At 64.4% G+C, this 21,392-nt stretch carries 21 protein-coding genes; 7 read left to right on the forward strand and 14 right to left on the reverse strand.

From position 1 onward, the window contains the following. Positions 1-162 precede the first annotated feature (162 nt). The gene (uvrA, locus tag Q0D31_RS00385; RefSeq protein WP_291842136.1) at positions 163-3,225 is read left to right on the forward strand and encodes an excinuclease ABC subunit UvrA; all 3,063 of its coding nucleotides are present in this window, start codon (positions 163-165) and stop codon (positions 3,223-3,225) included. A 327-nt stretch (positions 3,226-3,552) separates the two neighbouring features. Here the strand turns inward: uvrA and Q0D31_RS00390 are convergent, their stop codons facing one another. The 7 genes from Q0D31_RS00390 to Q0D31_RS00420 form a co-directional block, all read right to left on the reverse strand. Continuing rightward, positions 3,553-3,915 (reverse strand): DUF5615 family PIN-like protein, encoded by a 363-nt coding sequence (locus Q0D31_RS00390; RefSeq protein WP_291842138.1) that lies wholly within the window; start codon positions 3,913-3,915, stop codon positions 3,553-3,555. Between the two features lie 3 nt (positions 3,916-3,918). Then, the gene (locus Q0D31_RS00395) at positions 3,919-4,140 is read right to left on the reverse strand and encodes a DUF433 domain-containing protein (protein ID WP_291842141.1); all 222 of its coding nucleotides are present in this window, start codon (positions 4,138-4,140) and stop codon (positions 3,919-3,921) included. 142 nt (positions 4,141-4,282) lie between these two features. Then, entirely contained in the window at positions 4,283-5,053 is a 771-nt protein-coding gene (locus tag Q0D31_RS00400) for an AAA family ATPase (protein ID WP_291842143.1), read from the reverse strand. A gap of 470 nt (positions 5,054-5,523) precedes the next feature. Then, on the reverse strand, positions 5,524-6,381 hold the full coding sequence (locus tag Q0D31_RS00405; protein WP_291842145.1) for a DUF296 domain-containing protein: 858 nt from the start codon (positions 6,379-6,381) through the stop codon (positions 5,524-5,526). Positions 6,382-6,384: 3 nt separating this feature from the next. After that, entirely contained in the window at positions 6,385-8,028 is a 1,644-nt protein-coding gene (locus tag Q0D31_RS00410) for an acyl-CoA synthetase (RefSeq protein WP_291842147.1), read from the reverse strand. Between the two features lie 138 nt (positions 8,029-8,166). Further along, the gene (locus Q0D31_RS00415) at positions 8,167-8,295 is read right to left on the reverse strand and encodes a hypothetical protein (RefSeq protein ID WP_256473423.1); all 129 of its coding nucleotides are present in this window, start codon (positions 8,293-8,295) and stop codon (positions 8,167-8,169) included. Between the two features lie 203 nt (positions 8,296-8,498). Continuing rightward, the gene (locus Q0D31_RS00420; RefSeq protein WP_291842152.1) at positions 8,499-8,900 is read right to left on the reverse strand and encodes an SPW repeat protein; all 402 of its coding nucleotides are present in this window, start codon (positions 8,898-8,900) and stop codon (positions 8,499-8,501) included. Between the two features lie 205 nt (positions 8,901-9,105). On the opposite strand from Q0D31_RS00420, the gene Q0D31_RS00425 reads away from it, so the two are divergent. Continuing rightward, positions 9,106-9,375, forward strand: a complete 270-nt coding sequence (locus tag Q0D31_RS00425; RefSeq protein WP_291842154.1) for a GNAT family N-acetyltransferase — start codon at positions 9,106-9,108, stop codon at positions 9,373-9,375. Positions 9,376-9,443: 68 nt separating this feature from the next. On the opposite strand, the gene Q0D31_RS00430 is transcribed toward Q0D31_RS00425, so the two are convergent. Further along, a complete protein-coding gene (locus Q0D31_RS00430; protein WP_291842156.1) occupies positions 9,444-9,824 on the reverse strand; it encodes a DUF3597 domain-containing protein in 381 nt (126 codons plus the stop codon). A gap of 294 nt (positions 9,825-10,118) precedes the next feature. Here Q0D31_RS00430 and Q0D31_RS00435 point away from each other — a divergent pair, with 294 nt between their 5' ends. From Q0D31_RS00435 to Q0D31_RS00450, 4 genes are all read left to right on the forward strand, one after another. Continuing rightward, positions 10,119-11,033, forward strand: a complete 915-nt coding sequence (locus Q0D31_RS00435) for a DUF2189 domain-containing protein (RefSeq protein WP_291842158.1) — start codon at positions 10,119-10,121, stop codon at positions 11,031-11,033. Positions 11,034-11,535: 502 nt separating this feature from the next. Further along, a complete protein-coding gene (locus tag Q0D31_RS00440) occupies positions 11,536-11,688 on the forward strand; it encodes a DUF1127 domain-containing protein (RefSeq protein ID WP_291846618.1) in 153 nt (50 codons plus the stop codon). Positions 11,689-11,807: 119 nt separating this feature from the next. Beyond that, positions 11,808-13,241 (forward strand): methylenetetrahydrofolate--tRNA-(uracil(54)-C(5))-methyltransferase (FADH(2)-oxidizing) TrmFO, encoded by a 1,434-nt coding sequence (gene trmFO, locus Q0D31_RS00445; RefSeq protein ID WP_291842160.1) that lies wholly within the window; start codon positions 11,808-11,810, stop codon positions 13,239-13,241. 3 nt (positions 13,242-13,244) lie between these two features. Further along, a complete protein-coding gene (locus tag Q0D31_RS00450) occupies positions 13,245-14,339 on the forward strand; it encodes a serine/threonine protein kinase (protein WP_291842162.1) in 1,095 nt (364 codons plus the stop codon). Between the two features lie 26 nt (positions 14,340-14,365). On the opposite strand, the gene Q0D31_RS00455 is transcribed toward Q0D31_RS00450, so the two are convergent. The 5 genes from Q0D31_RS00455 to yajC are packed head-to-tail and all read right to left on the reverse strand — an operon-like array spanning position 14,366 to position 18,640. Beyond that, positions 14,366-15,208: a phytoene/squalene synthase family protein gene (locus Q0D31_RS00455; protein ID WP_291842164.1), complete on the reverse strand. Its 843-nt coding sequence runs from the start codon at positions 15,206-15,208 to the stop codon at positions 14,366-14,368. Positions 15,209-15,225: 17 nt separating this feature from the next. Next, on the reverse strand, positions 15,226-15,609 hold the full coding sequence (locus Q0D31_RS00460) for an MTH938/NDUFAF3 family protein (RefSeq protein WP_291842166.1): 384 nt from the start codon (positions 15,607-15,609) through the stop codon (positions 15,226-15,228). A 2-nt stretch (positions 15,610-15,611) separates the two neighbouring features. Then, positions 15,612-16,613 carry a protein translocase subunit SecF gene (secF, locus tag Q0D31_RS00465; protein ID WP_291842168.1) on the reverse strand — a complete coding sequence of 334 codons (1,002 nt, stop codon included), beginning with the start codon at positions 16,611-16,613 and terminating at the stop codon, positions 15,612-15,614. Positions 16,614-16,622: 9 nt separating this feature from the next. Beyond that, positions 16,623-18,221 carry a protein translocase subunit SecD gene (gene secD, locus Q0D31_RS00470; RefSeq protein WP_291842171.1) on the reverse strand — a complete coding sequence of 533 codons (1,599 nt, stop codon included), beginning with the start codon at positions 18,219-18,221 and terminating at the stop codon, positions 16,623-16,625. Between the two features lie 53 nt (positions 18,222-18,274). Further along, entirely contained in the window at positions 18,275-18,640 is a 366-nt protein-coding gene (yajC, locus tag Q0D31_RS00475; RefSeq protein ID WP_291842173.1) for a preprotein translocase subunit YajC, read from the reverse strand. A gap of 190 nt (positions 18,641-18,830) precedes the next feature. Here yajC and Q0D31_RS00480 point away from each other — a divergent pair, with 190 nt between their 5' ends. Further along, positions 18,831-19,814 carry an ATP-binding protein gene (locus Q0D31_RS00480; RefSeq protein ID WP_291842176.1) on the forward strand — a complete coding sequence of 328 codons (984 nt, stop codon included), beginning with the start codon at positions 18,831-18,833 and terminating at the stop codon, positions 19,812-19,814. A gap of 171 nt (positions 19,815-19,985) precedes the next feature. Here the strand turns inward: Q0D31_RS00480 and Q0D31_RS00485 are convergent, their stop codons facing one another. Then, positions 19,986-21,344, reverse strand: a complete 1,359-nt coding sequence (locus tag Q0D31_RS00485) for a peptidoglycan DD-metalloendopeptidase family protein (RefSeq protein WP_291842179.1) — start codon at positions 21,342-21,344, stop codon at positions 19,986-19,988. Positions 21,345-21,392: the final 48 nt, after the last annotated feature.

The following is a 21,392-nucleotide window of genomic DNA, read 5'->3' on the forward strand; positions in this document are numbered from 1 at the left end:
AATAGCGCCGCAAACAATCCGTTGATGGCTCCCACGCAGTACTGGAAATCCCCGCCCGTTCTTCCTACGTTCCAGCATCAGATCTTCGGCGCCTGATCCCCGGCCTGCCCGGCGATGCGCGCCCCAACGCGGCGCGCTTCGCGGGCGCCTGGAACTGCCGATATGGATGAAGTCCTGAGGGCCAAGCGCCAGAACAATGCCGGCTCCGGGCTGCGCGCGATCACCATTCGCGGTGCCCGCGAGCACAATCTCAAGAACATCGACGTCGAAATCCCCCGCGACAAGCTCGTGGTGTTCACCGGCCTGTCCGGCTCCGGCAAATCCTCGCTCGCCTTCGACACCATCTATGCCGAGGGCCAGCGTCGCTACGTCGAGTCGCTGTCGGCCTATGCGCGCCAGTTCCTGGAGATGATGCAGAAGCCCGACGTCGACCAGATCGACGGCCTGTCGCCGGCGATCTCGATCGAGCAGAAGACCACCTCGAAGAATCCGCGCTCCACCGTCGGCACCGTCACCGAAATCTACGACTACATGCGGCTGCTGTGGGCCCGCGTCGGCGTGCCCTATTCGCCGGCCACGGGCCTGCCGATCGAGAGCCAGATCGTCTCCCAGATGGTCGACCGCGTGCTGGCGCTGCCCGAGGGCACAAGGCTCTATCTGCTCGCGCCGGTCGTGCGCGGCCGCAAGGGCGAGTACCGCAAGGAGCTCGCCGAATACCTCAAGAAGGGCTTTCAGCGCGTCAAGATCGACGGCACGTTCCACGAACTGAACGAGGCGCCGACGCTGGACAAGAAATTCCCGCACGACATCGACGTCGTCGTCGACCGCATCGTGGTCCGCCCCGACATCGGCCAGCGCCTCGCCGAAAGCTTCGAGACCGCGCTGAAGCTCGCCGAAGGCCTTGCCGTCATCGAATACGCCGATGCGCCGCCCCCCCCGGCTGAGGCCGGCGCGGGACGTTCGAAGGCCGCAAAACGCGGCGCGTCCCCTCATCCTGAGGAGGCGCGAAGCGTCGTCTCGAAGGATGAGGCCCCGGCGAAAAAGGTTGCAAAGATCCACGACAAGAGCGGGCCCGAACGGATCTTGTTCTCGGAGAAATTCGCCTGCCCGGTTTCCGGCTTCACCATTTCCGAGATCGAGCCGCGCCTGTTCTCGTTCAACAACCCCTATGGCGCCTGCCCGGCCTGCGGCGGTCTCGGCGTCGAGCAGCATATCGACGAGGACCTCGTCATTCCCGACAAGGAGCTGACGCTGCGCAAGGGTGCGATCGCGCCCTGGGCCAAGTCGTCCTCGCCCTATTACCTGCAGACGCTGACCGCGCTCGGCAAGTTCTACAAATTCACGCTCGACACCAGATGGAAGGACCTGCCGAAGAAGACGCAGACGGCGCTGCTGCGCGGCTCCGGTGACGACGAGATCAAGTTCTCCTATGAGGACGGGGTGCGCTCCTACGACACCAAGAAGCCGTTCGAGGGCGTCATCACCAACCTCGAACGGCGCTTCCGCGAGACCGAGAGCGAATGGGCGCGCGAGGAGCTGGCGAAGTATTTCTCCGACGTCCCCTGCGCCGCCTGCCACGGCCACCGTCTCAAGCCGGAGGCGCTGTGCGTCAAGATCGGCGGCAAGCACATCGGCGAAATCTCCGAATTGTCGGTGCTGCGCGCCGGCGAATGGTTCGAGAGCGTTCCGAAATCGCTCAACGGGCAACAGAACGAAATCGCCGCGCGGGTGCTGAAGGAAATCCGCGAGCGGCTGTCGTTCCTGCTCGACGTCGGCCTCAACTACCTCACGCTGGCCCGCGCCTCCGGCACGCTCAGCGGCGGCGAGAGCCAGCGCATCCGCCTCGCCTCGCAGATCGGCTCGGGGCTGACAGGCGTGCTCTACGTGCTGGACGAGCCCTCGATCGGCCTGCACCAGCGCGACAACGCCCGGCTCTTGGAAACGCTGAAGCGGCTGCGCGACCTCGGCAACACCGTGATCGTGGTCGAGCATGACGAGGACGCGATCCGGCTCGCCGATTACGTGCTCGACATCGGCCCCGGCGCCGGCGTGCATGGCGGCCACATCGTGGCGCAGGGCACGCCGGCCGAGGTCATGAAGAACCCGAACTCGCTGACCGGCAAATACCTCACCGGCGAATTGTCGGTGGCGATCCCCGAGCGCAAGCCGCCGAACCATCGGCGCACCATCAAGGTCGTCAACGCCCGCGGCAATAACTTAAAGAACGTCTCGGCGGAAATTCCGCTCGGCCTGTTCACCTGCGTCACCGGCGTCTCTGGCGGCGGCAAGTCCACGCTTTTGATCGACACGCTCTACAAGGCGATCGCCCGCAAGCTCAACAACGCCAGCGAAGGCGCCGCACCCCACGACCGCATCGAGGGGCTGGAGCATATCGACAAGATCATCGACATCGACCAGTCGCCGATCGGCCGCACCCCGCGCTCGAACCCCGCGACCTACACCGGCGCGTTCACCCCGATCCGCGAATGGTTCGCCGGCCTGCCCGAGGCCAAGGCGCGCGGCTACGAGCCCGGTCGCTTCTCCTTCAACGTCAAGGGCGGCCGCTGCGAGGCCTGCCAGGGCGACGGCGTCATCAAAATCGAGATGCACTTTCTGCCTGACGTCTACGTCACCTGCGACGCCTGCAAGGGCAAGCGCTACAACCGCGAGACGCTGGAAGTCCTGTTCAAGGGCAAGAGCATCGCCGATGTGCTCGACATGACCGTCGAGGAAGCCGCCGAGTTCTTCAAGGCGGTGCCGCGCGTCCGCGAAACTTTCAAAACGCTGCACCGCGTCGGCCTGGATTACATTCACGTCGGCCAGCAGGCGACGACGCTTTCGGGCGGCGAAGCCCAGCGCGTCAAGCTGGCAAAGGAGCTGTCCAAGCGCGCCACCGGCCGCACGCTCTATATCCTGGACGAACCGACGACCGGCCTGCACTTCCACGACGTCAAGAAACTCCTGGAAGTGCTGCACGAGCTGGTGTCGCAGGGCAACACCGTGGTCGTGATCGAGCACAACCTCGAAGTCATCAAGACCGCCGACTGGGTGATCGACTTAGGCCCCGAAGGCGGCGACGGCGGCGGCGAAATCGTCGCCTGGGGCCCGCCCGAGGATATCGTCAAGGCCCCGCGGAGCTATACCGGGAAGTTTCTGGCCCCGGTGCTGAAGCGGGCGGACGGGAAGCCGAGGAAGAGCGCGGGCGCGAGCGAGGCGGCGGAGTAGCCAGCGCGTAGGTTGGGTGGAGCGAAGCGATACCCATCACTTGTTGCGGCATAAGCGGTGGGTTTCGCTTCCGCTCTACTCTCACCCTCCCACTTTAGTAAATGTAACGCTCAAGCGAGGCGACCCACTCCTCCATCACCACTCTACAAACCCCGCCGGGTCCTCGCAAAACTCCCGCATGACCTTGTAAGGCCGTGGGCGGATTAGCGAAGCGCAATCTCTAAACCCGCGAACAGCCAGGTTACGCCTTCGGCTAACCACCCTACACCGTACAATAATGCGGACGCGGGTATGGTCGCGAGCGCTCTCCGCTCGACCGTCCCGCCCCTACCTCTCGCTCCACAGCCGGCGCGACCGGAAACGACCTTCCTCAATCACGATGTAGCGGCCGAAAAGTCCTTCGCCATATCGCTCGATCGCCGCCGCCAACCGTGCCGTCTTCAGTAAGGGACTTTCGGAACCGATGCGCATTAACACGACACCGGGGACCGCACGCTCCCTGCGAAAAACAAGATCGCCAAAATCCTTGTCTTCGGTCAGCAGCAGCCGTTTCTCCCGTAACGCGAGCGCAATCACATCCGTGTCGTTCAAACCAGCCGCGGCTTCCGCGACATAGAGCACATCGTGACCGTGCGCACGCAGGAAAGCGACCAGTGGCGCCGCGACGCATTCGTCCGCGAGCCAGCGCACTCGTCAGCCGTAAACGATGTCTTCGTCGGCGAGATAGTCGGCGGCGAATGCCTGAGCAGCCAGGATGTCATCTCGCGTCAGCCGCGGATGGTCGGCGATAACAGCCTCCAGCGACATGCCGGCGCCGAGCTTGCGGAGAACAAGCTCAACCGGAACGCGCGTGCCGCGAACCACCGGCTTGCCGTCCATGATGTCAGGGTTAATTTCGATCCGTTCGTGCGGCATGATATCCTCTTGGACTGCTACCTTACCAGACAAGGGGCCGCTTGTCAGCGCGTAGGATGGGTGGAGCGAAGCGATACCCATCACTTGTTGCGGCATAAGCGGTGGGTTTCGCTCCCGCTCTACCCACCCTACGACAAGCCCCTCACTCCTCCATCGCCGCCTGCACAAACCCCGCCGGATCGTCGCAGAACTCGCGCATGACCTTGTAGTGGCCGGTCTCCTTGACCGTCACCGACTCCAGCCCGGACTTCGACAGCTTCAGCAGCCGCGCGTCGGGGTAGGCCATCAGGACCGGCGAGCGCGTGGCCATGATGATCTGGCAATGGCCGATGTTCTCCATCCGCCGCATCAGCTTCAGGAACTCGATCTGGCGCGCGGGCGACAGCGCGGATTCCGGCTCGTCGAAGATGAAGATGCCCTGACGCTGGCAGCCCTCCTCGAAGAAGCGCAGAAAGCCCTCGCCGTGGGAGTGCGAGAGGAAATCCGGCGGAGCGCCGCCGCTTCCCGACTCCATCGCGACCTCGTCGAGATAGCGGGCGACCGAGAAGAAGCTCTCGGCGCGGAAGAACCAGCCGTTGGTGATCTTCGGCAGCCAGCTCGCCCGCAGCGCGGCCGACAGCGAGCCGCCCATCTTCTCCAGCGCCTTCGAATGGTCGACCGGCCTGTAGCCCTTGCCGCCGCCGGCCTCGTCATAGCCGGCGAGCACGGCGATGCCCTCGAGCAAGGTGGACTTGCCGGTGCCGTTCTCGCCGACGACGATGGTGATCGCGCGGTCGAAGCTCAGTTCGAAATCATCGCGCAGCAGCGGCAGGCAGAACGGATAGCTCTCGCGGTCGGCGATGCGCGCGGGATCGAGCCAGACCCGCCGAAGATACGGCGCCGGCAGATTGATCGGCCTGCTTCGTCTTTCCATCTGACCGGATCCGAACCAACGACATGTCCGCCCTCTTCCACGAGGCCGTCCCGCCAGCGACTACAAGTTGATTTGCCCGACGTGGCAAGGAATTTGTTGCGCGATCGGTGAGGCCTTTTGACCCGACGGGCAACTCGGCAAAAACCCGTCCAGCCCTCGCGCGAAAAATATTCCGCTTGACGTGTCGACGTGTCAAAATGTTTTCGCGGGCAAAGCATCCGCGCCCGCGCCGCGTTACTTTGCATGGGGTTGTTTTCAATATTTTGGTTGGGGGCTTGCCGAGCCGGAGCGTGCGAACGCTGACACACGCTCAGTCGTCATCACCCGCGAAGGCGGGTGATCCAGTATTCCAGAGACAGCAGTGATAGAACCGAGAAGCCACGGCGTACTGGATACCCCGCTTGCGCGGGGTATGACGAGCGCTGCTTGAAAATTCGAATCTTCAATCCATGCCCTATCTCACCCCCGCGTCACACCACCTCCAGCACCAGCTCCATCGTCATCAGCACCGGGTTGTCGCCGCGCAGCAGCCGGCCCTCGGCGATGCCGCCGAGATAATCGACCAGCGCGACGTCGAGCGTTGCCTGCAGCGTGCCGTCGGCGTCGGGCGTGATGACGCCGGCGTTGATCGCAAGCTCGGTCGCAAACGGCACGACGCTGCGGCCGTCGGTGAAGCGCGCGCCGATGGTGCTGCCGACGCCGCCATGGATCCGGGCGCGCAGCACGCCGTGCTGCCGGCAGAAGGTTTCCAGCGCCGCGGCGAAATCCTGGTTCGGCCGCAGCCGCAGCGCGAAGGCGCGGCTCTCCGCGCGGGCGTTTGTGGTGGCGCGCGCCACCGGTCCGAACAGCTTGAAATTGGTTTCGGGATCGGACGCGGCCGTGAACACCGCGCCATCCAGGCCGAATGCCTCGACCACAAAAGGCTCGGCGACGATGCTCTCCTCCGGCAGCACATGCCCGCCGTGCAGCCGGCCGTCGCCCTCGGTCCACAGGCCGTGGCAATGAAAGAACGGCGCGCCGTCGCGCTCGCCAAGCGTCATGGCGCCGAGCTTCAGCCGCGTGACGCCAGCGGGGCGAAAGGTGTCGCTGTAGAACGCCGCATTGGCGCCGGTCTTCGACAGCGCCGGCATTACATAGGCAAACGGCCCGAGCGCCCCTCCCCGCATGCTGAGCACGCCGCCGGAAAAACCGGCCTCGGCAAAGCCGCGGCGCGCTGCTTCCAGCAGCGGCAGGCCCGCTGCCATCGTGAAGGCGAACGCGCGCCCGCGCGCCTCGACCCACTGGATCCGCTCGGGCGTCGCCGTGCCGGGCTGGGCAATGCTGCGCATGTTTCAGCCGTCCGTCGGCTTCGCAACCAGCTCCAGCAGCCCCCGCGCCTCAAGCTCGTCGCGGACCAGCCGCTTCGGAATCTTGCCGTAACCGGATTTCGGCAGCGCCTCCCAGAAGAAGAACCGCTTCGGCATCTTGTAGCGCGGCACCTTCGGCGACAGGAACGCGGCAAGCTCGGCTTCGCTGATGGCGGCGGCACCCTCGCGCGCCACGCAGACGGCGACGCCGACCTCGCCCCAGAACGGGTCGGGCACGCCGAGCACCGCGACCTCGCCGATCGCGGGATGAGTCAGAATCTTCTCCTCGACCTCGCGCGGATAGATGTTGGAGCCGCCGGAAATGTACATGTCGGAGGCGCGGCCGGTGATGTAGACGAAACCTTCCTCATCCATATGGCCGAGATCACCGGTGCGGAACCAGCCGTCGCGGAACGCTTTCGCGTTGGCCTCGGGATTGTCATAATAGCCGGCGAACACGGCCGGACCGATCACGCAGATTTCGCCGGTCTCGAAGGCCTTGAGTTCGCGCCCGTCGTCGCCCTGGATCGAGACCTGCATGCCGGTGCGCTCGAAGCCGCAGCTGCCGATCCGGGCGTGCGGGCCGTCCTCGGGATCGTGCAAATTGGCAGGCATCACCGTGATGTTGCCGGTGACCTCGCCGAGGCCGAAATACTGCACCAGCACCGGGCCGAGCTTGCGCAACGCCGCCTTCTGGTCCTCGCGGTACATCGGCGCGCCGGCATAGATGACGAAGCGCAGCGAGGAATGGTCGTATCTGTCGACGGCGGGATGCTCGACCATCATCTTCAGGATGGTCGGCACGGTGAAAATGTTGCTGACGCGGTGCGCCTCGATCAGGCGGAAGGCCTCGGCGATGTCGAATTTCTCCGACGGCAGCAGGATGGTCGGCACGCCGCGCGCGGCCTGCACCAGCTGGTGCACGCCGGCGCCGTGCGACAGCGGTGCCACCACCAGCGAGGCGTCGGCTTCGGTGGTGCCCGGCATCAGGTCGGCGAGATGGTTGGTGATCACGAAGGCCATCTGGCCGTGGGTCAACACCGCCGCCTTGGAGCGTCCCGTCGTGCCGGAGGTGAAGAAGAACCAGCAGGGGTCGTCGTACTCGACCGCCGCGTTTGCGACCTTCGCGTCGGCCTGCTCCGCGATCGCCTGCCCGACCGCCTTCTCGCCGAAGGCTCCCTCCTCGCCGATCCGCCAGATGAATTCGAGCGCGGGATTGGCCGCCGCCCTGGCATGGTCGGGATAATCGCCGTGGCACAGGAACGCCTTGGCGCCGGAGGCGGCGGCGAGATAGGCGACTTCGTCCGGCATCAGGCGGAAGTTGGTCGGCACCCAGACCGCGCCCAGCCGGAAGGCGGCGAACATCGACCAGAACATCTCGTCGCTGTTCCTGGAATGCACCAGGATGCGGTCGCCCTTGACGACGCCACGCGCCGCCAAGGCCGCCGCCAGCGCCGAGACGGCGCGGTCGATCTCGCGCCAGGTCCAGGACTTCTTAGCCCAGACGAAGCCGATGCGGTCGCCGTGGCGGCGGGCATTCTGGGTCAGGATATGGGCGAGATTCATTACCCGGTGCGACATGCGGGCCATACCGCCGCGCGGGGCGGCAGAGGTCACGGCGCCGGTCATCGCCGGGCCATCCAAACAGCGGCGCGCGGGCCGCGCCAATTCACCGTTTCAGGTCGCAAAGCAAGCATCCAACACCTCACGCCGACGATAGCAGAAAGCCCGGTTGCAGAAAGTTCCGCAAAGGGCCGCCGTCCGGCGTCAGCGCACGCCGGTCCCCTTGCAGCGCTGGCATTTGACCACCTTGTCGCCCTTCTTCAACAGGCCCTTGCCCTCGCAATTCTTGCATTTCTGCTTCTTCTTGATGTTGGGGCCCTTTTCATTGGCCATCGTCACCTCCCCCGGCGCCCGTTGCAGGCGACACCATGGGCCAGCCGCGCACCCCCGTCCACCAGACCCCGGAATTGGCATGGCTGGTCACCGATAGCCGATATTGTCGGGGAGACACGGGAGGCTCCCCGCCTCATTCAACCACAGCCGGCGGGCCAAGGGTCTGCCGGCTCAACGAACCGGCAGGCCCTGTGAGGGAGAAGCTACTGCCGATGATTGGCGAGTTCCTGATCGCTCAGGTGCCAGTCCTGCCACAGCTGCAGCGCACCCAGCAGAACGACGATGCCGCCGAGAATGACATGCCAGAGCCGCAGCATCTCGTCGCCGGAATAGCCGAAGATGAAGGGCGAGGCGATCAGCCAGAGGCCGAGCGCGACTTCTCCCACCTCCTCCCAGCGCTGCAGTGCGACATATTCGAGTTGGGCGAGGCCGAAGACCATCAGGCCGACCACGAACGTGTTGAGGATCATGGTGCTGCGTTCGGAGTCGATGACGTCAGGTTTGGAGAAAGGAAACCAGGGCGAGACCACGATCAGCACGCCAAGCAGCATGCCGGCCCAGTCTTCCCACGATCGATGTATCCTGAAGAAACGAAAGTCCGACATGGTAAACCTCCCTTGCAAAAGAGGCATACGTCAACGGCCCGCGATCACAACATTTCCGATATCGAACCAGATCCGGCCGCATCGGGGCGTATGTCTACTTTATTACCTAGGCGGGCCAGGCCCGCCCGCAAGGCCGGCTGGCGGCAATCTTGCGAGCGTCTGCCGGCTCCCCAAATGAACAGCCAGATCAACCGGGACTCGCTCGATGGCCGCTGTCCGCGACAACAAGAATCAAAACCGCTTCGAACTGGACGTCGAGGGCGCGGTGGCGTTCGCCAATTATCGCCTGACGCCGGCGGCGGTGATCATTACCCACACCGAGACGCCGTATGCGCTGCGCGGCCGGGGCGTCGCGTCCGAACTGGTGAGGGGCGCACTGGAGCTGATCCGCGCCGACGGACGCAAGGTCGTCGCCGCTTGCGGGTTCGTCGCCGACTACCTGCGCAACAATCCGGAATTTGCCGATCTGGCGTAAAGCATCGGGCGGAAATCAAGAAGGCCCGCGTCGCCGCGGGCCTTCGCGCCTCTCTGACCAACCAAACCTCAGTGCTTGATGTCAGGCGGCAGCTTGCCGCCATTGGCCGCGAGCTTGGCCATGACCTGCTTGTGCAGCCAGATGTTCATGCTGGCGGAATCGTTGCTGTCGCCGCTGTAGCCGAGTTCTTTCGCAAGCTCCTTGCGCGCGGCAAAGCTGGAATCGATGTCGAGCGCCTTCATCAGATCGACGATCGAGGTGCGCCACGCCAGTTTCTCGCCTTTGGCAGCGACCGCCTTGTCCAGGATCGGGGCAACATCGACCGTGCCGCCCGCAGGTGCCGCGGATCCGCCGGACGATCCGCTGCCTGCGGCCGCTCCGCCACCGGCCGGCGCGGCGTCCGCCTTGGTGCCGAAGATCGCGCCCATGATTTTTCCGAAAATACTCATCGTTCGCTCCGAATGACTTGAAGATGGGTGAGTCGCTATCGGCACTGATTGACCGGCAGCACCAAGCCGGGATCGTACAAGCTTAGCCAGCCAGGCTGGGCTTGCCAACGAAACATTCACCGAAGCGTGAGTGCGATTGCAACCGTATGGGAGTACGCTGTGGGTTCAGTTCGCGACGTGGCCAGTTCCACCACTCTGTCTTCGCGTCTGGCCTGCTCGTGATCGTTCGTTGGCAACGGCGCGCTTGCGTCGCGGGATTGGCGCAAGCGCGACCATCGAGGGGAGACGACGACCATGGCGACTTCATTACACGGCAATGTCACGTCGATGACGCAAAGCGGTCACGGTTCCACTGCCGCGCCTGTGATCCGGACGATCGGATTTACCGAACTCGGTCTGGCGCTGCGGCGCGGCTGGGAGGATTTCAAGGCCGTACCAAGCCACGCCATCATCCTGTGCATCATTTATCCCGTGCTCGGATTGGTGCTGGCGCGCACGGTGCTCGGCTACTCCGTGCTGCCCCTGTTGTTTCCGCTGGCTGCCGGCTTCGCCCTGCTCGGCCCGTTTGCTGCGCTCGGCCTCTATGAACTGAGCCGTCGCCGCGAGCGCGGCGAACAAGCCACCGCATGGGATGCCATCGACGTGCTGCGCTCGCCGTCGTTCGGCGCCATGCTCGGGCTCGGCGCGCTGCTGCTGGCGCTGTTCGGGACCTGGGTGGCCACCGCGCAGGCGATTTATATCGCCACGTTCGGCTACGAAGGCGTGACCGGCATTTCCGATTTCGCCACGCGCGTGCTGACGACATCTCAAGGGTGGTGGCTGATCGTGGTTGGCTGCGGCGTCGGCTTCCTGTTCGCCCTCGTCGCGCTCTGCGTCAGCGTGGTGTCGTTCCCGCTGATGCTCGACCGTCATGCCGGCGCCGGCGACGCGATGGTCACCTCGCTCCGCGCGGTGGCGCGCAATCCCGTGCCGATGGCGGCCTGGGGATTGATCGTCGCGGCGCTGCTGGTGGCGGGATCGTTGCCGTTTTTCCTTGGCCTCGCCGTCGTCCTGCCCTTGCTCGGCCACGCGACGTGGCATCTCTATCGGCTAACCCTCGAACCCGAGCTCAATCCACAACCGCTTCCGCCGCGTGCCCCCCGCGAGCGGCGCCCGGCGGCGGATTTCCCGGCCAACCTGTTCCCGTGGCGACGCAAAGACGACGCGTAAGGCCGAGAACAGGCTGATTGCCGACAACCGGTCGGGAGCGCACGAGCGATGAACTTTGGCGGGGTCCTGCGCGTCCTCGATGTCGACGGCAACGGACGCCGATCTCATGCGGAGCCCGCCAGAGCTTTTCTTTGACTATCAAATAATGAATACTAGTTCATCTTTAATTGACTCGACATGCGAATCACGCATGCGAAAGATTGGAAATTTCAGTTTATAAGTGCTGAACGGCAGCTTTCGGTCATCGCAATGTCACGCCCTCCGGACCGGAATCAAATCAGCGAGTTAACACCATTCCCCGGCAATTATAGAGATATACCCGTCGACCGCGGCAGGCTTAGCTTGCCCATCGGCGAATGTTAAACGGTTATTACCGAGGCATGCATTTTTGGTCTAGCTGCACCGCAACATGAGTACTTCTGCGCTGCAGAATATCATCTATGTTCATTTCAACGATGACGGCTTCCTCCAAGAGCTGAATCAAAACTGCAAGGAGATTACCATGTTGCTCTCGCTCATCCGCATGATCCAGGCGTTCCGGGGTTACCGGCGCAATGTCAGCGAATTGTCTCAGCTGAGTGATCGCGAACTCGCCGATATCGGGATCGATCGTTCGGACATTCCCAGCGTTGCCGCCGGGACCTATAGCCGCTGATCCCCTGTTCGGCCCGCCAAGAAGCAAAAACGCCCGCCACGCTGCGGGCGTTGTCGTATCCGGGCCGGAGTATCGTTGTCGGAGGTGCGTTCGGCGTGAAAACGCGCTAACCCTGCGCCATGATTTGCCGAACTCCCCAGACTGACACCGTGCATGTGATTGGCGGCGGCCTCGCCGGTTCGGAAGCCGCTTGGCAGGTCGCCAATGCCGGCATCCGCGTGGTCCTGCATGAGATGCGCCCGGTACGGATGACCGAGGCGCACCGTACCGAGGGCCTTGCCGAGCTCGTCTGCTCCAATTCCTTCCGCTCCGACGACGCCGCCAACAACGCCGTCGGCTTGCTGCACGCCGAGATGAGGCGGCTGGGATCATTGGTCATGCGGGCCGCCGATGCCAACCAGGTCCCCGCCGGCGGGGCTCTGGCGGTGGATCGCGACGGTTTTTCCGCCGCTGTCACCAAATCCCTGCATGACCATCCGCTGATCGAGATCGACCGCACCGAGATCGCCGGCCTGCCGCCGGCCGAATGGGGCAATGTGATCGTCGCGACCGGGCCCCTCACCTCGGCGCCGCTGGCGGAGGCGATTCGCGAGCTGACGGACGAGAATGCGCTCGCGTTTTTCGACGCCATTGCCCCGATCGTGCACAGGGATTCCATCGACATGTCGGTGGCCTGGTTTCAGTCGCGCTACGACAAGGTCGGGCCTGGCGGCACCGGCGCCGACTACATCAACTGCCCGATGACAAAAGATCAGTACGACACGTTTGTGGCCGCGCTGCTGGCCGGCGAGAAGGTGGATTTCAAGGATTGGGAGACCAGCACGCCCTATTTCGACGGCTGCCTCCCGGTCGAGGTCATGGCCGAGCGCGGCCATGAAACCCTGCGCCACGGGCCGATGAAGCCGGTCGGCCTCACCAATCCCCGCGACCCCACCGTCAAGCCCTACGCCATCGTCCAGCTTCGCCAGGACAACAAGCTTGGTACGCTCTACAATATCGTCGGCTTTCAGACCAAGCTGAACTACGGCGCGCAGCAGCGCGTCTTCCGGACCATCCCCGGCCTTGAGAACGCGGAATTCGCCCGGCTCGGCGGACTGCATCGCAACACCTTCCTGAACTCGCCGAAACTGCTGGACGGCCAGTTGCGCTTGCGCGCGCAGCCGCGGCTGCGGTTCGCCGGGCAGATGACCGGCTGCGAGGGTTATGTCGAATCCGCCAGCATCGGCCTGATCGCCGGCCTCTATGCCGCGGCGGATGCGCGGGCGGCGGCGCTCGAACCGCCGCCGGCCACCACGGCGCTGGGCTCGCTGCTCGGCCATATCACCGGCGGCCACATCGAGGCGCCAGAGGCGGGCACGCGGTCGTTCCAGCCGATGAACATCAATTTCGGGCTGTTCCCGCCGCTTGCCAGCGCGCCGACCAAAAAGCCCGACGGTACGCGGCTGCGCGGCAACGAGAAAACCGTCGCCCGGAAGCAGGCGCTCAGCGCCCGCGCGCTTGCCGATCTCGATCGCTGGATCGCCGATCATCTGCGCATCGCGGCGGCGGCATAACTCATGGGATTGCCGAGCGACGACGCCGCCATCCTGTCGGCGCGCTGGACCGAAGGCGTTCTGCTGAAGCGCGACGTGTTCTCGACCGTCGAGCGCGGCCGCTTCCGCGACGATGCCGGCGAGGTCGATGCGGTGCTGCGCCGGCTCGATCAGGTGCCGGCCTGGTCCTATCCGATTGCGCGCCATTTGTTCGCCCGCGAATGCCGTGCACTGGCCCTCGCGCGCGATCTTGATGTCGGCCCCAAACTGCTGTGGGCCGGTCGTCAAGCGCTGGTGCGCGGCTTTATCGATGGCGTCGCGCTGCATCTGGCGAAGCCGCATGGCGACCTCGCCTATTTCCGCTCCGCCAAGCACGCCCTGCGCAAGCTGCACCGCGCCGGCATCTGCCACAACGACCTTGCCAAGGAACAGAACTGGCTCGTGGGGCGCGACGGGCGGGCCTATGTCACCGATTTCCAATTGGCCGCCTGCTTCAAGACCCGCAGCCGCCTGTTCCGGGTCGCGGCCTATGAAGATCTACGCCATCTGCTCAAGCACAAGCGCAGCTACGCTCCAACGGCGCTGACACCGATGGAGCGCAAGATCCTCGCGCGAAAATCCTTTGTCGCCTCGATCTGGCTCAAGACCGGCAAGAAGGTCTACCAGGCGATCACCCGCGGCCTGTTCAATTTCACCGACCGCGAAGGCGGCGGCCGACGGCTGGTCAACGATGCGCCCGTCCTGATCGACCTGATCCGGAAAAATCCGGGCGTGCGCGACGCTGCGATCGTAGCCTTCGCCGACCGCCGCACCGGCGTCGGGCTCTATGCCTTCGTCGAGGCCGACCATGTCGCGCTGGAGAAGCAATTGCGCGCCAATCTGGCGTCGGCCGGCCGGGTCAAACCGCCCGAGCATATCCAGGTGGTGCGCGCCTTGCCGCGCGATGCCGCCGGCAGGCCGCGCACGGAACTATTGCAGCTCGTTGCCATGAACCAGGTCGACCTGATCGGACCGCTGATCGCGAATGAGTCTGACACGACCTTCCTGAAGGACATTCTGGAGAGCCGCAAGAACCTGCGTGATCGATTCAATTTTGAGAGCCGCGAGCTGAATTCGTAGCTGGCGCCGACTTCGTTGCGGGGAACCTAGCTCCCGAACTCGCGCGATCGCGATGCGCGCCAAAGCGTCCACAATGTGCTCAGCCGCGACCGCACCTGGGGTACGAAGGGATCGACATCGGCGCGCGACATGCGGTTCAGGTCGCGGCGGACGAGAGCCAGCGGCAGGAAAATGGGTCGCACCTGCGGCGGAATGCCGGTGAGCAGTTCGAGCGCAATATCGAGATGTCCTCGTGCCTCGATAGCAAGCTGGTTGATCGCCGCGCCGGCGCCGGGTGTCTGCTTGCCCAGGAATACTTCCTCCATCCCGCTGCCGTGCCGCTGCAGCAGCTGCAGTGGCAGGAATAGCTGGCGACGCGCCGCATCGAGCGGCAGCGACGCAATCACCTGCGCGATACCCTGGGCCAGCCCGGCGTGACGTGCGAGATGGTCGATCGCCTCCGAAGGGCGCGCCGCAATCCGTGCGCCGAGCCAGAACAACGCCGACGAGGTTTCCGTCACATAGCCTTCCAGCGCAGCCATCGACGGCATCGGATCGTTATAGAGGTCGAATTTGTGTTCCTCGATCAGGCGCGCCAGCGGCTCGACCGGCAGCCGGAAATCGCGGATCACCTGCAAGAGCTCGGCCGCGACCGGATTGCCCTCGGCCTCGCCATGGCTTGTGCCCTCCAGCACGTCGATCCACCATTGCAGCCGGATTTCGCCCGGCAGCGGCTGGCTTACATGATCGCCGACCCGAGATATCTCGGCGTTAAAGGCGTAAATGGCCAGCAACGCGCGGCGCTGAACCGGGGGCAGGAATAGCGTCGCCGCGTAGCGCGCAAAATCATGGGTCCGCACCAGATCGGCGCAGTAGCCAGCCGCGTCCATCGACCTTCCCACCACGTTCATGCGACGGCGATCAGCGCCGCCGCCACCCGACGCCGCTCTCCCAGCATGATGTTGTAGGTGCGGATCGCGGGTCCGGTCTGCATCGGCTCCAGCACCACCCCCACCGTCCGCAACGCCTCGCGGAGGCCGCGTGGCGGCAACCAGAGATCAGTGCCGGCACCGACGATCAGCGTATCGATGGCATTGGCTGCCCTGAACACCCGTTCCAGCGAATGCTCGTCGATCTCGTTGGGTGTCGCCGCCGCCCAGGCCCATATCCCGTCGGGCAGGCACAGCAGCGAGCCGCGATGCGACATGTCGGCGAACGCGAAGCCGCCCTTGCCGTAGGCTTCGATCGGCGCCGGCCTCGGAAGATGCGGCGCGTCCGAGGACGTGGCCATGCTCACTTCTTCGTTTGGACGTCCGGTGCTTCGCGGTGCTCACCGACCCCGAGATAGATCAGGATCGGCGCGGCGATGAAAATCGAGGTGTAGGTGCCGACCAGCACCACGCCGAACATCATGACCGCCGTGAAGCTGTGGATCGCGTGACCGCCGAACAACAACAGCGCCAGCAACGCCAGCGTCACCGTGACGTGGGTGATGATCGATCGCGACAACGTCGAGTTGATGGACTCATTGAGTAGTTGCGGCATCGGCATTTTCTTGTAGCGCCGCAGCATTTCCCGGATGCGGTCATAGATAACGACGGTGTCATTCAAGGAGTAGCCGAGGATCGTCAACAGCGCCGCAATGCTGGTGAGATCGAAGTCGACCTGCGAGATCGACATGAAGCCTATCGTCAGCACGATATCGTGGACGTTGGCGATCATGGCGCCAAGCGCGAACTGCCATTCGAACCGGAACCAGAGATAGAGCAGGATCGCGAAGATCGCGAGCATCAGGCCAAGCATGCCGTAGGCCAGCAGTTCTCCGGAAACCCGCGGCCCCACCACCTCGACGCGCCGGTACTCCACGGCATTGCCGAGCGCGCCGCGAACCTTCTGCACCGCCACCTGCTGCGCGGCATCGCCGCCGGGCTGCTCGGCAACCCGGATCAGCACATCGGCCGGACCGCCGAACTGTTGCAGTTGAATGTCTCCGAGACCGAGATTGGTCAGCGAAGCGCGCATCGCGGCGATATCGGCGGAGCCCGACTTGGACTGCACCTCCAGCAGCGTGCCGCCCCTGAAGTCGATTCCGAAATTCAGCCCGTGGGTGAAAAACAGCACGATCGCGACGATCGAAAGCGCCGCCGAAATCGGAAAGCTGATGCGGCGAAAACGCGTGAAGTCGAACCGCGTATCGTCGGGGACGATGCGAAGCGGCGGCAACAGGTCGAACACCGCGACCACCGTCAATACGACGATCAGAATGCCGAGGCCTATGAGAACGTAGTCAGTCACATCGAATTCCTAGATCGGCACGGTTTTCGGCCGCTTCCAGCGCACCCAACCAGCGACGATCAGGCTGGTAAGCGTAAACGCCGTGAAGACCGTGGTGATGATGCCGATGCCGAGCGTGACGGCGAAGCCGCGGACCGGGCCGGTGCCGATATAGAACAACACAGCGGCGGCGATGAAGGTGGTGATGTTGGAGTCCAGAATAGTCGACAGCGCGCGGGTAAACCCGGCGTCGATGGCGGAGATCGCGTTGCGGCCGCCGCGCAGCTCCTCGCGGATGCGCTCGTAGATCAGCACGTTGGAGTCGACCGCAATACCGACCGTCAACACGATCCCGGCGATGCCGGGCAGCGTCAGGGTGGCATTCAGCAGCGAAAGAATGCCGAAGATCATCGCGACGTTGATCGCCACCGCTACGTTGGCGAACACGCCAAACAGCCGGTAGGTCAGCAGCATGAACACGATGACCATGATCGAGCCGACATAGGCGGCAAGCTTGCCCTTTTCGATCGAGTCCTGGCCAAGGCCGGGACCCACGGTGCGCTCCTCGATCACGGTCAGCGGCGCCGGCAGCGCGCCGGCCCGCAACAGCAGCGCCAGTTCGTTGGCCGCCTGCACCGTAAAGCTGCCGGAAATCTGACCCTGTCCGCCGGTAATGGGTTCGCGGATCACCGGCGCGGAGATCACCTTGTTGTCGAGAATAATGGCAAAGGGCTGCCCGACATTCTCCGACGTCGCCTGCGCGAACTTGCGCGAGCCGGAGCTGTTGAACTTGAAGCTCACGATCGGCTCGTTGGTGCGCTGGTCGAAGCCCGGCTGCGCGTCGGTGAGGTCACCGCCGGAAACCAGCACCTGCCGCTTGATGACGTAGGGCACCTTCGGCGTCTGCTCGCTCATCAGGACTTCCGAATCGGCCGGAACGCGTCCCTGCTGGGCCTGATCCGGCGAAACCGACGGATCGACCATGCGGAATTCCATCTTGGCGGTCTGGCCCAGAATGCGCTTCAGCTCGGTCGGATCCTGCAACCCCGGCACCTGCACCAGAATGCGGTCGGCGCCCTGCCGCTGGATCAAGGGCTCGACCGTACCCAGCTGGTTGATGCGGCGCTCGACGATCTGGATCGATTGCTCGATCGTCTGCCGTATGCGCTCGTTGATGGCGGCTTGCGGCACGGCAAGTCGAAACAGGCCGCCGCCGGCATCGGACACTTCCAGGTTGCGCTGCCCGCTGGAGCCGAGCAGGCCCCCGAGTGGCTGCGACAGCTCGCGCAGCTTGGCGAGCGCCGTCTGCTGGTCGGATTCCTTGACACGAACCTCGACCACCTCGGCACGCGCCGTCAGTCCGGTATAGCCGATCTTGGCGTCACGCAGCACGCGGCGGACTTCGTCGCGGACCTGATCGAGCCTCTCCTTCTTGACGTAATTGGAATCGACTTCGAGCAGCAGGTAGGAGCCGCCCTGCAAATCAAGACCAAGAACGAGGTGACGCTGGGCCCACACCGGCCAGGTCTTGACCCGGGATTCCGGGAAGAAGTTCGGGACCGCGAACAGGCAGACGACGAGCGCGGTCAGAATGATCGCCAGCGCCTTCCACCGCGTGAAATACAACATCGAGTTGACCCGTCAGATCCAGGAAAATGCACCGTGAGAGCGGCGCGGAAAACTCAGCTCGCGGACGGCTCGTCCTTGGCGGTTTCGGTTTTTTCCTTGGCCGGCTCGCCCTTGGTGCGGACGCCCGAAATCATCTGCCGCATCTGCCGCACCCGGACGCCGTCAGAGATCTCGAACTCGATCTGGTCGTCGTCCACCACCTTGGTCACCTTGCCGACGAGGCCGCCCGACGTCACCACGGTGTCGCCGCGACGGATGTTCTTAACCAGCTCCTGATGGTCCTTCACCTTCTTCTGCTGCGGGCGCAAGATCAGGAAATACATGATGACGAAAATCAGCACGAACGGCAGCAGCGACATCAACATGCTGTTGGCATCGCCGCCGGCCGCAGCCTGGGCGTACGCAGGGGTAATCAGCATTCGAACGATCCTCGTGAGACGGGAAAGAACCGGCCTGCCTGGGCGTCAAGGCCTGGGCATATCGCCGGTCCGGTCAAATTCGCGCGGACTATAGCGGCGGCTGGCCCAATTGCAACGTAGCCACCCTCATTTAGGCCGCTTGCGAGACGTTCCAAGGCTCGATAAGGCTGCTCGGTCAGGAATTCCGAAAATGTCGAAAAAACCGCAAAAAAAACCAGCGCAAGCGGCGAATCGCGCCACCGCCAATGCGCCCTCGCAGCGGGCTGCAAGAACCGCGACAAAACGCCCGGCAGATACGCCCGGGGACGTCACCGCCCGGCGGATCGCGACGGCGCTGGAGGCCATCGCGGCCCACCTTTCCGCGACCTCCCCCGCAGCGAAGGGCCCCGAGACGTTCGCCTCCGCCGATGCCTTTGTCTGGCACCTGGACGGACGCCTTTCGCCCGTGCCACGCGTCAGCCGCGTCGATCTCGGCCTGCTCAAGGGCATCGACCGGATGCGGGACATCCTGATCGAAAACACCGAACGCTTTGCCAATGGCCTTCCCGCCAACAACGCGCTGCTCTGGGGCGCGCGCGGCATGGGCAAGTCGTCGCTGGTCAAGGCCGTCCATGCCGACATCAACGCCGGCCGCAAACCGGCCGATCGGCTGAAGTTGATCGAGATCCATCGCGAGGACATCGAAAGCCTGCCGGGCCTGATGGACCAGCTGCGCGGCGCCGATTTCCACTTCATCGTGTTCTGCGACGACCTCTCCTTCGACGGCAACGACGCATCCTATAAATCGCTCAAGGCGGTGCTGGAGGGTGGCATCGAGGGACGCCCCGACAACGTGATCCTCTACGCCACCTCAAACCGGCGGCATTTGCTGGCGCGCGAAATGATCGAGAACGAACGCTCGACGGCGATCAATCCGGGCGAAGCGGTCGAGGAGAAAGTATCGCTGTCGGATCGTTTTGGCCTATGGCTCGGCTTTCACCGCTGCAGCCAGGATGAGTATCTCGCGATGGTCCGCGGCTATTGCGGCCATTTCGGCATCAGGATTGCCGAAACGGAGCTGGAGCGCGAGGCGCTGGAATGGTCGACCACGCGCGGCTCCCGTTCCGGCCGCGTCGCCTGGCAGTTCACGCAGGAACTGGCCGGAAGGCTCGGGGTCAGGCTGGCGGGGAGATAGGGACCGGGCTTGCGAGAGCAGGCCGCTTACACAAACACCCGCCGTCATTCCCCGCGAAGGCGGGGAATCCAGTACGCCGCAGCCGCTCAGCCTACCATAAGCGCCTCTGGGATACTGGATCGCGCGCTTTCGCGGGCGAAGACAATTGCTGATGGGGACGCTATGAGCGCCTCAAGCCCCGTTCAGGAATTGAAGCGGGTCAACCGGGGAAGATCCCTTGCGGATCTCGAAGTGGAGCTGCGGCGACCCCACCTCTCCCGATTGACCTGACTTGGCAATAATCTGGCCGCGCTTGATCGTGTCCCCGCGCTTCACCAGCAGTTCACTCGCATGGGCATATGCGGTGACATAACCGTTGGAGTGCCGAACCAGAATGAGATTGCCGTAACCCTTGAGCTCGTTGCCGGAATAGGCGACGACCCCATCTTCCGCCGCCTTGACCGGCGTGCCTTCCGGCACCGCGAGATTGATGCCGTCATTGGCCTTGCCGTTGGTTTTGGCGCCGTAGCTCGTGATCACCTTGCCGCGCACCGGCCAGCGGAAGGTCGGCAACGCGCCGGTGGCTTCGCCGGACTTCACCGACGCGGCTTCGACGACGGGCTTCTCTTCGGCGACATTGGTGGTTGCCTGCGCCAGCCGCGCGCTTTGCGGTTGGCCGCCGGCCGCGGCGAGCCTGGTAGCGGGTGCCGCCACTGTCTCAACCGGTTGGGCCTGCGCTGCGGCGACGGGCTGGGCGAGCGGCGCGGCGGTCGCGGATTTCGACCCCGGCACCGTGAGCTTCATGCCGAGGCTGAGCCTGGCCGACTGATCGAGATTGTTGGCTCTGGCGAGTTCCGCAACCGGCACCTCGTTACGGCGCGCGATGCTGGTCAACGTGTCGCCGCGGTTGACGACATGGATGCTCGACGATGCGACGGCGGCCGTCTGGGGCTTGCTGACCAACGGCGCGGGCGTCGCAACCACCGCTGTCTGGCGCGGAATGATGAGCTGCTGACCGGGCGAGAGCGCGCGCGGGCCCCTGTAGCCGTTAGCCTGCAGGATCGCGGCGCTCGAGACATTGTAGCGCTTCGCCAGGATATCGAGCGTGTCGCTGGTGCCGACGATGATGGTGGTGCCGCCCTGCGCTGGTGGCCGGGCCGCTATTGAACGCGGCGCTACCGTCGCGGTGGTTTCAATGGGGGGATGAGACGGCGGCGCATAGGACGAAAGCCCGCGCCCTCCTCCCGCCCTGCCTGCGGCTGAATGGGACTGCGGTGCACCGACCGCGGCCGGCGGCGGCAGAGGTTGGGACTGATATTGCGAGTAGGACCCCTGTGGGCGTGAATATTGCGGCAGTTCGCGGCGCTCGACGGCCGCCGCCTTCACGGATCCGGTGGATTCCCGCTGCGATGCAAAAGGATTGGAAAAGGAGCTGTCGGAAAAGCGCGTCGACATGTCAGCGCTGCAACCGGCAAAGCCAAACGACATCAATGCCAGCACCGCGACGTGCGGCAGCCGACGCCAGCCAAGCAACTCGGCGACAGGGGACATGGTTACTCACTCGTACGCAACAAAATACTGTTTTGAGTAAACACGTCC

Source organism: Bradyrhizobium sp. (assembly GCF_022844465.1).
Lineage (GTDB): Bacteria > Pseudomonadota > Alphaproteobacteria > Rhizobiales > Xanthobacteraceae > Bradyrhizobium.

Bases quoted from the DNA above. Each gene is read 5' to 3' on its own strand.
- uvrA (WP_291842136.1), top strand. From the start codon at position 163: ATGGATGAAGTCCTGAGGGCCAAGCGCCAGAACAATGCCGGCTCCGGG.
- Q0D31_RS00395 (WP_291842141.1), bottom strand. From the start codon at position 4,140: ATGCCGCACGAACGGATCGAAATTAACCCTGACATCATGGACGGCAAG.
- Q0D31_RS00400 (WP_291842143.1), bottom strand. From the start codon at position 5,053: ATGGAAAGACGAAGCAGGCCGATCAATCTGCCGGCGCCGTATCTTCGG.
- Q0D31_RS00405 (WP_291842145.1), bottom strand. From the start codon at position 6,381: ATGCGCAGCATTGCCCAGCCCGGCACGGCGACGCCCGAGCGGATCCAG.
- Q0D31_RS00410 (WP_291842147.1), bottom strand. From the start codon at position 8,028: ATGACCGGCGCCGTGACCTCTGCCGCCCCGCGCGGCGGTATGGCCCGC.
- Q0D31_RS00415 (WP_256473423.1), bottom strand. From the start codon at position 8,295: ATGGCCAATGAAAAGGGCCCCAACATCAAGAAGAAGCAGAAATGCAAG.
- Q0D31_RS00420 (WP_291842152.1), bottom strand. From the start codon at position 8,900: ATGTCGGACTTTCGTTTCTTCAGGATACATCGATCGTGGGAAGACTGG.
- Q0D31_RS00425 (WP_291842154.1), top strand. From the start codon at position 9,106: ATGGCCGCTGTCCGCGACAACAAGAATCAAAACCGCTTCGAACTGGAC.
- Q0D31_RS00430 (WP_291842156.1), bottom strand. From the start codon at position 9,824: ATGAGTATTTTCGGAAAAATCATGGGCGCGATCTTCGGCACCAAGGCG.
- Q0D31_RS00435 (WP_291842158.1), top strand. From the start codon at position 10,119: ATGGCGACTTCATTACACGGCAATGTCACGTCGATGACGCAAAGCGGT.
- Q0D31_RS00440 (WP_291846618.1), top strand. From the start codon at position 11,536: ATGTTGCTCTCGCTCATCCGCATGATCCAGGCGTTCCGGGGTTACCGG.
- trmFO (WP_291842160.1), top strand. From the start codon at position 11,808: ATGATTTGCCGAACTCCCCAGACTGACACCGTGCATGTGATTGGCGGC.
- Q0D31_RS00450 (WP_291842162.1), top strand. From the start codon at position 13,245: ATGGGATTGCCGAGCGACGACGCCGCCATCCTGTCGGCGCGCTGGACC.
- Q0D31_RS00455 (WP_291842164.1), bottom strand. From the start codon at position 15,208: ATGGACGCGGCTGGCTACTGCGCCGATCTGGTGCGGACCCATGATTTT.
- Q0D31_RS00460 (WP_291842166.1), bottom strand. From the start codon at position 15,609: ATGGCCACGTCCTCGGACGCGCCGCATCTTCCGAGGCCGGCGCCGATC.
- secD (WP_291842171.1), bottom strand. From the start codon at position 18,221: ATGTTGTATTTCACGCGGTGGAAGGCGCTGGCGATCATTCTGACCGCG.
- yajC (WP_291842173.1), bottom strand. From the start codon at position 18,640: ATGCTGATTACCCCTGCGTACGCCCAGGCTGCGGCCGGCGGCGATGCC.
- Q0D31_RS00480 (WP_291842176.1), top strand. From the start codon at position 18,831: ATGTCGAAAAAACCGCAAAAAAAACCAGCGCAAGCGGCGAATCGCGCC.
- Q0D31_RS00485 (WP_291842179.1), bottom strand. From the start codon at position 21,344: ATGTCCCCTGTCGCCGAGTTGCTTGGCTGGCGTCGGCTGCCGCACGTC.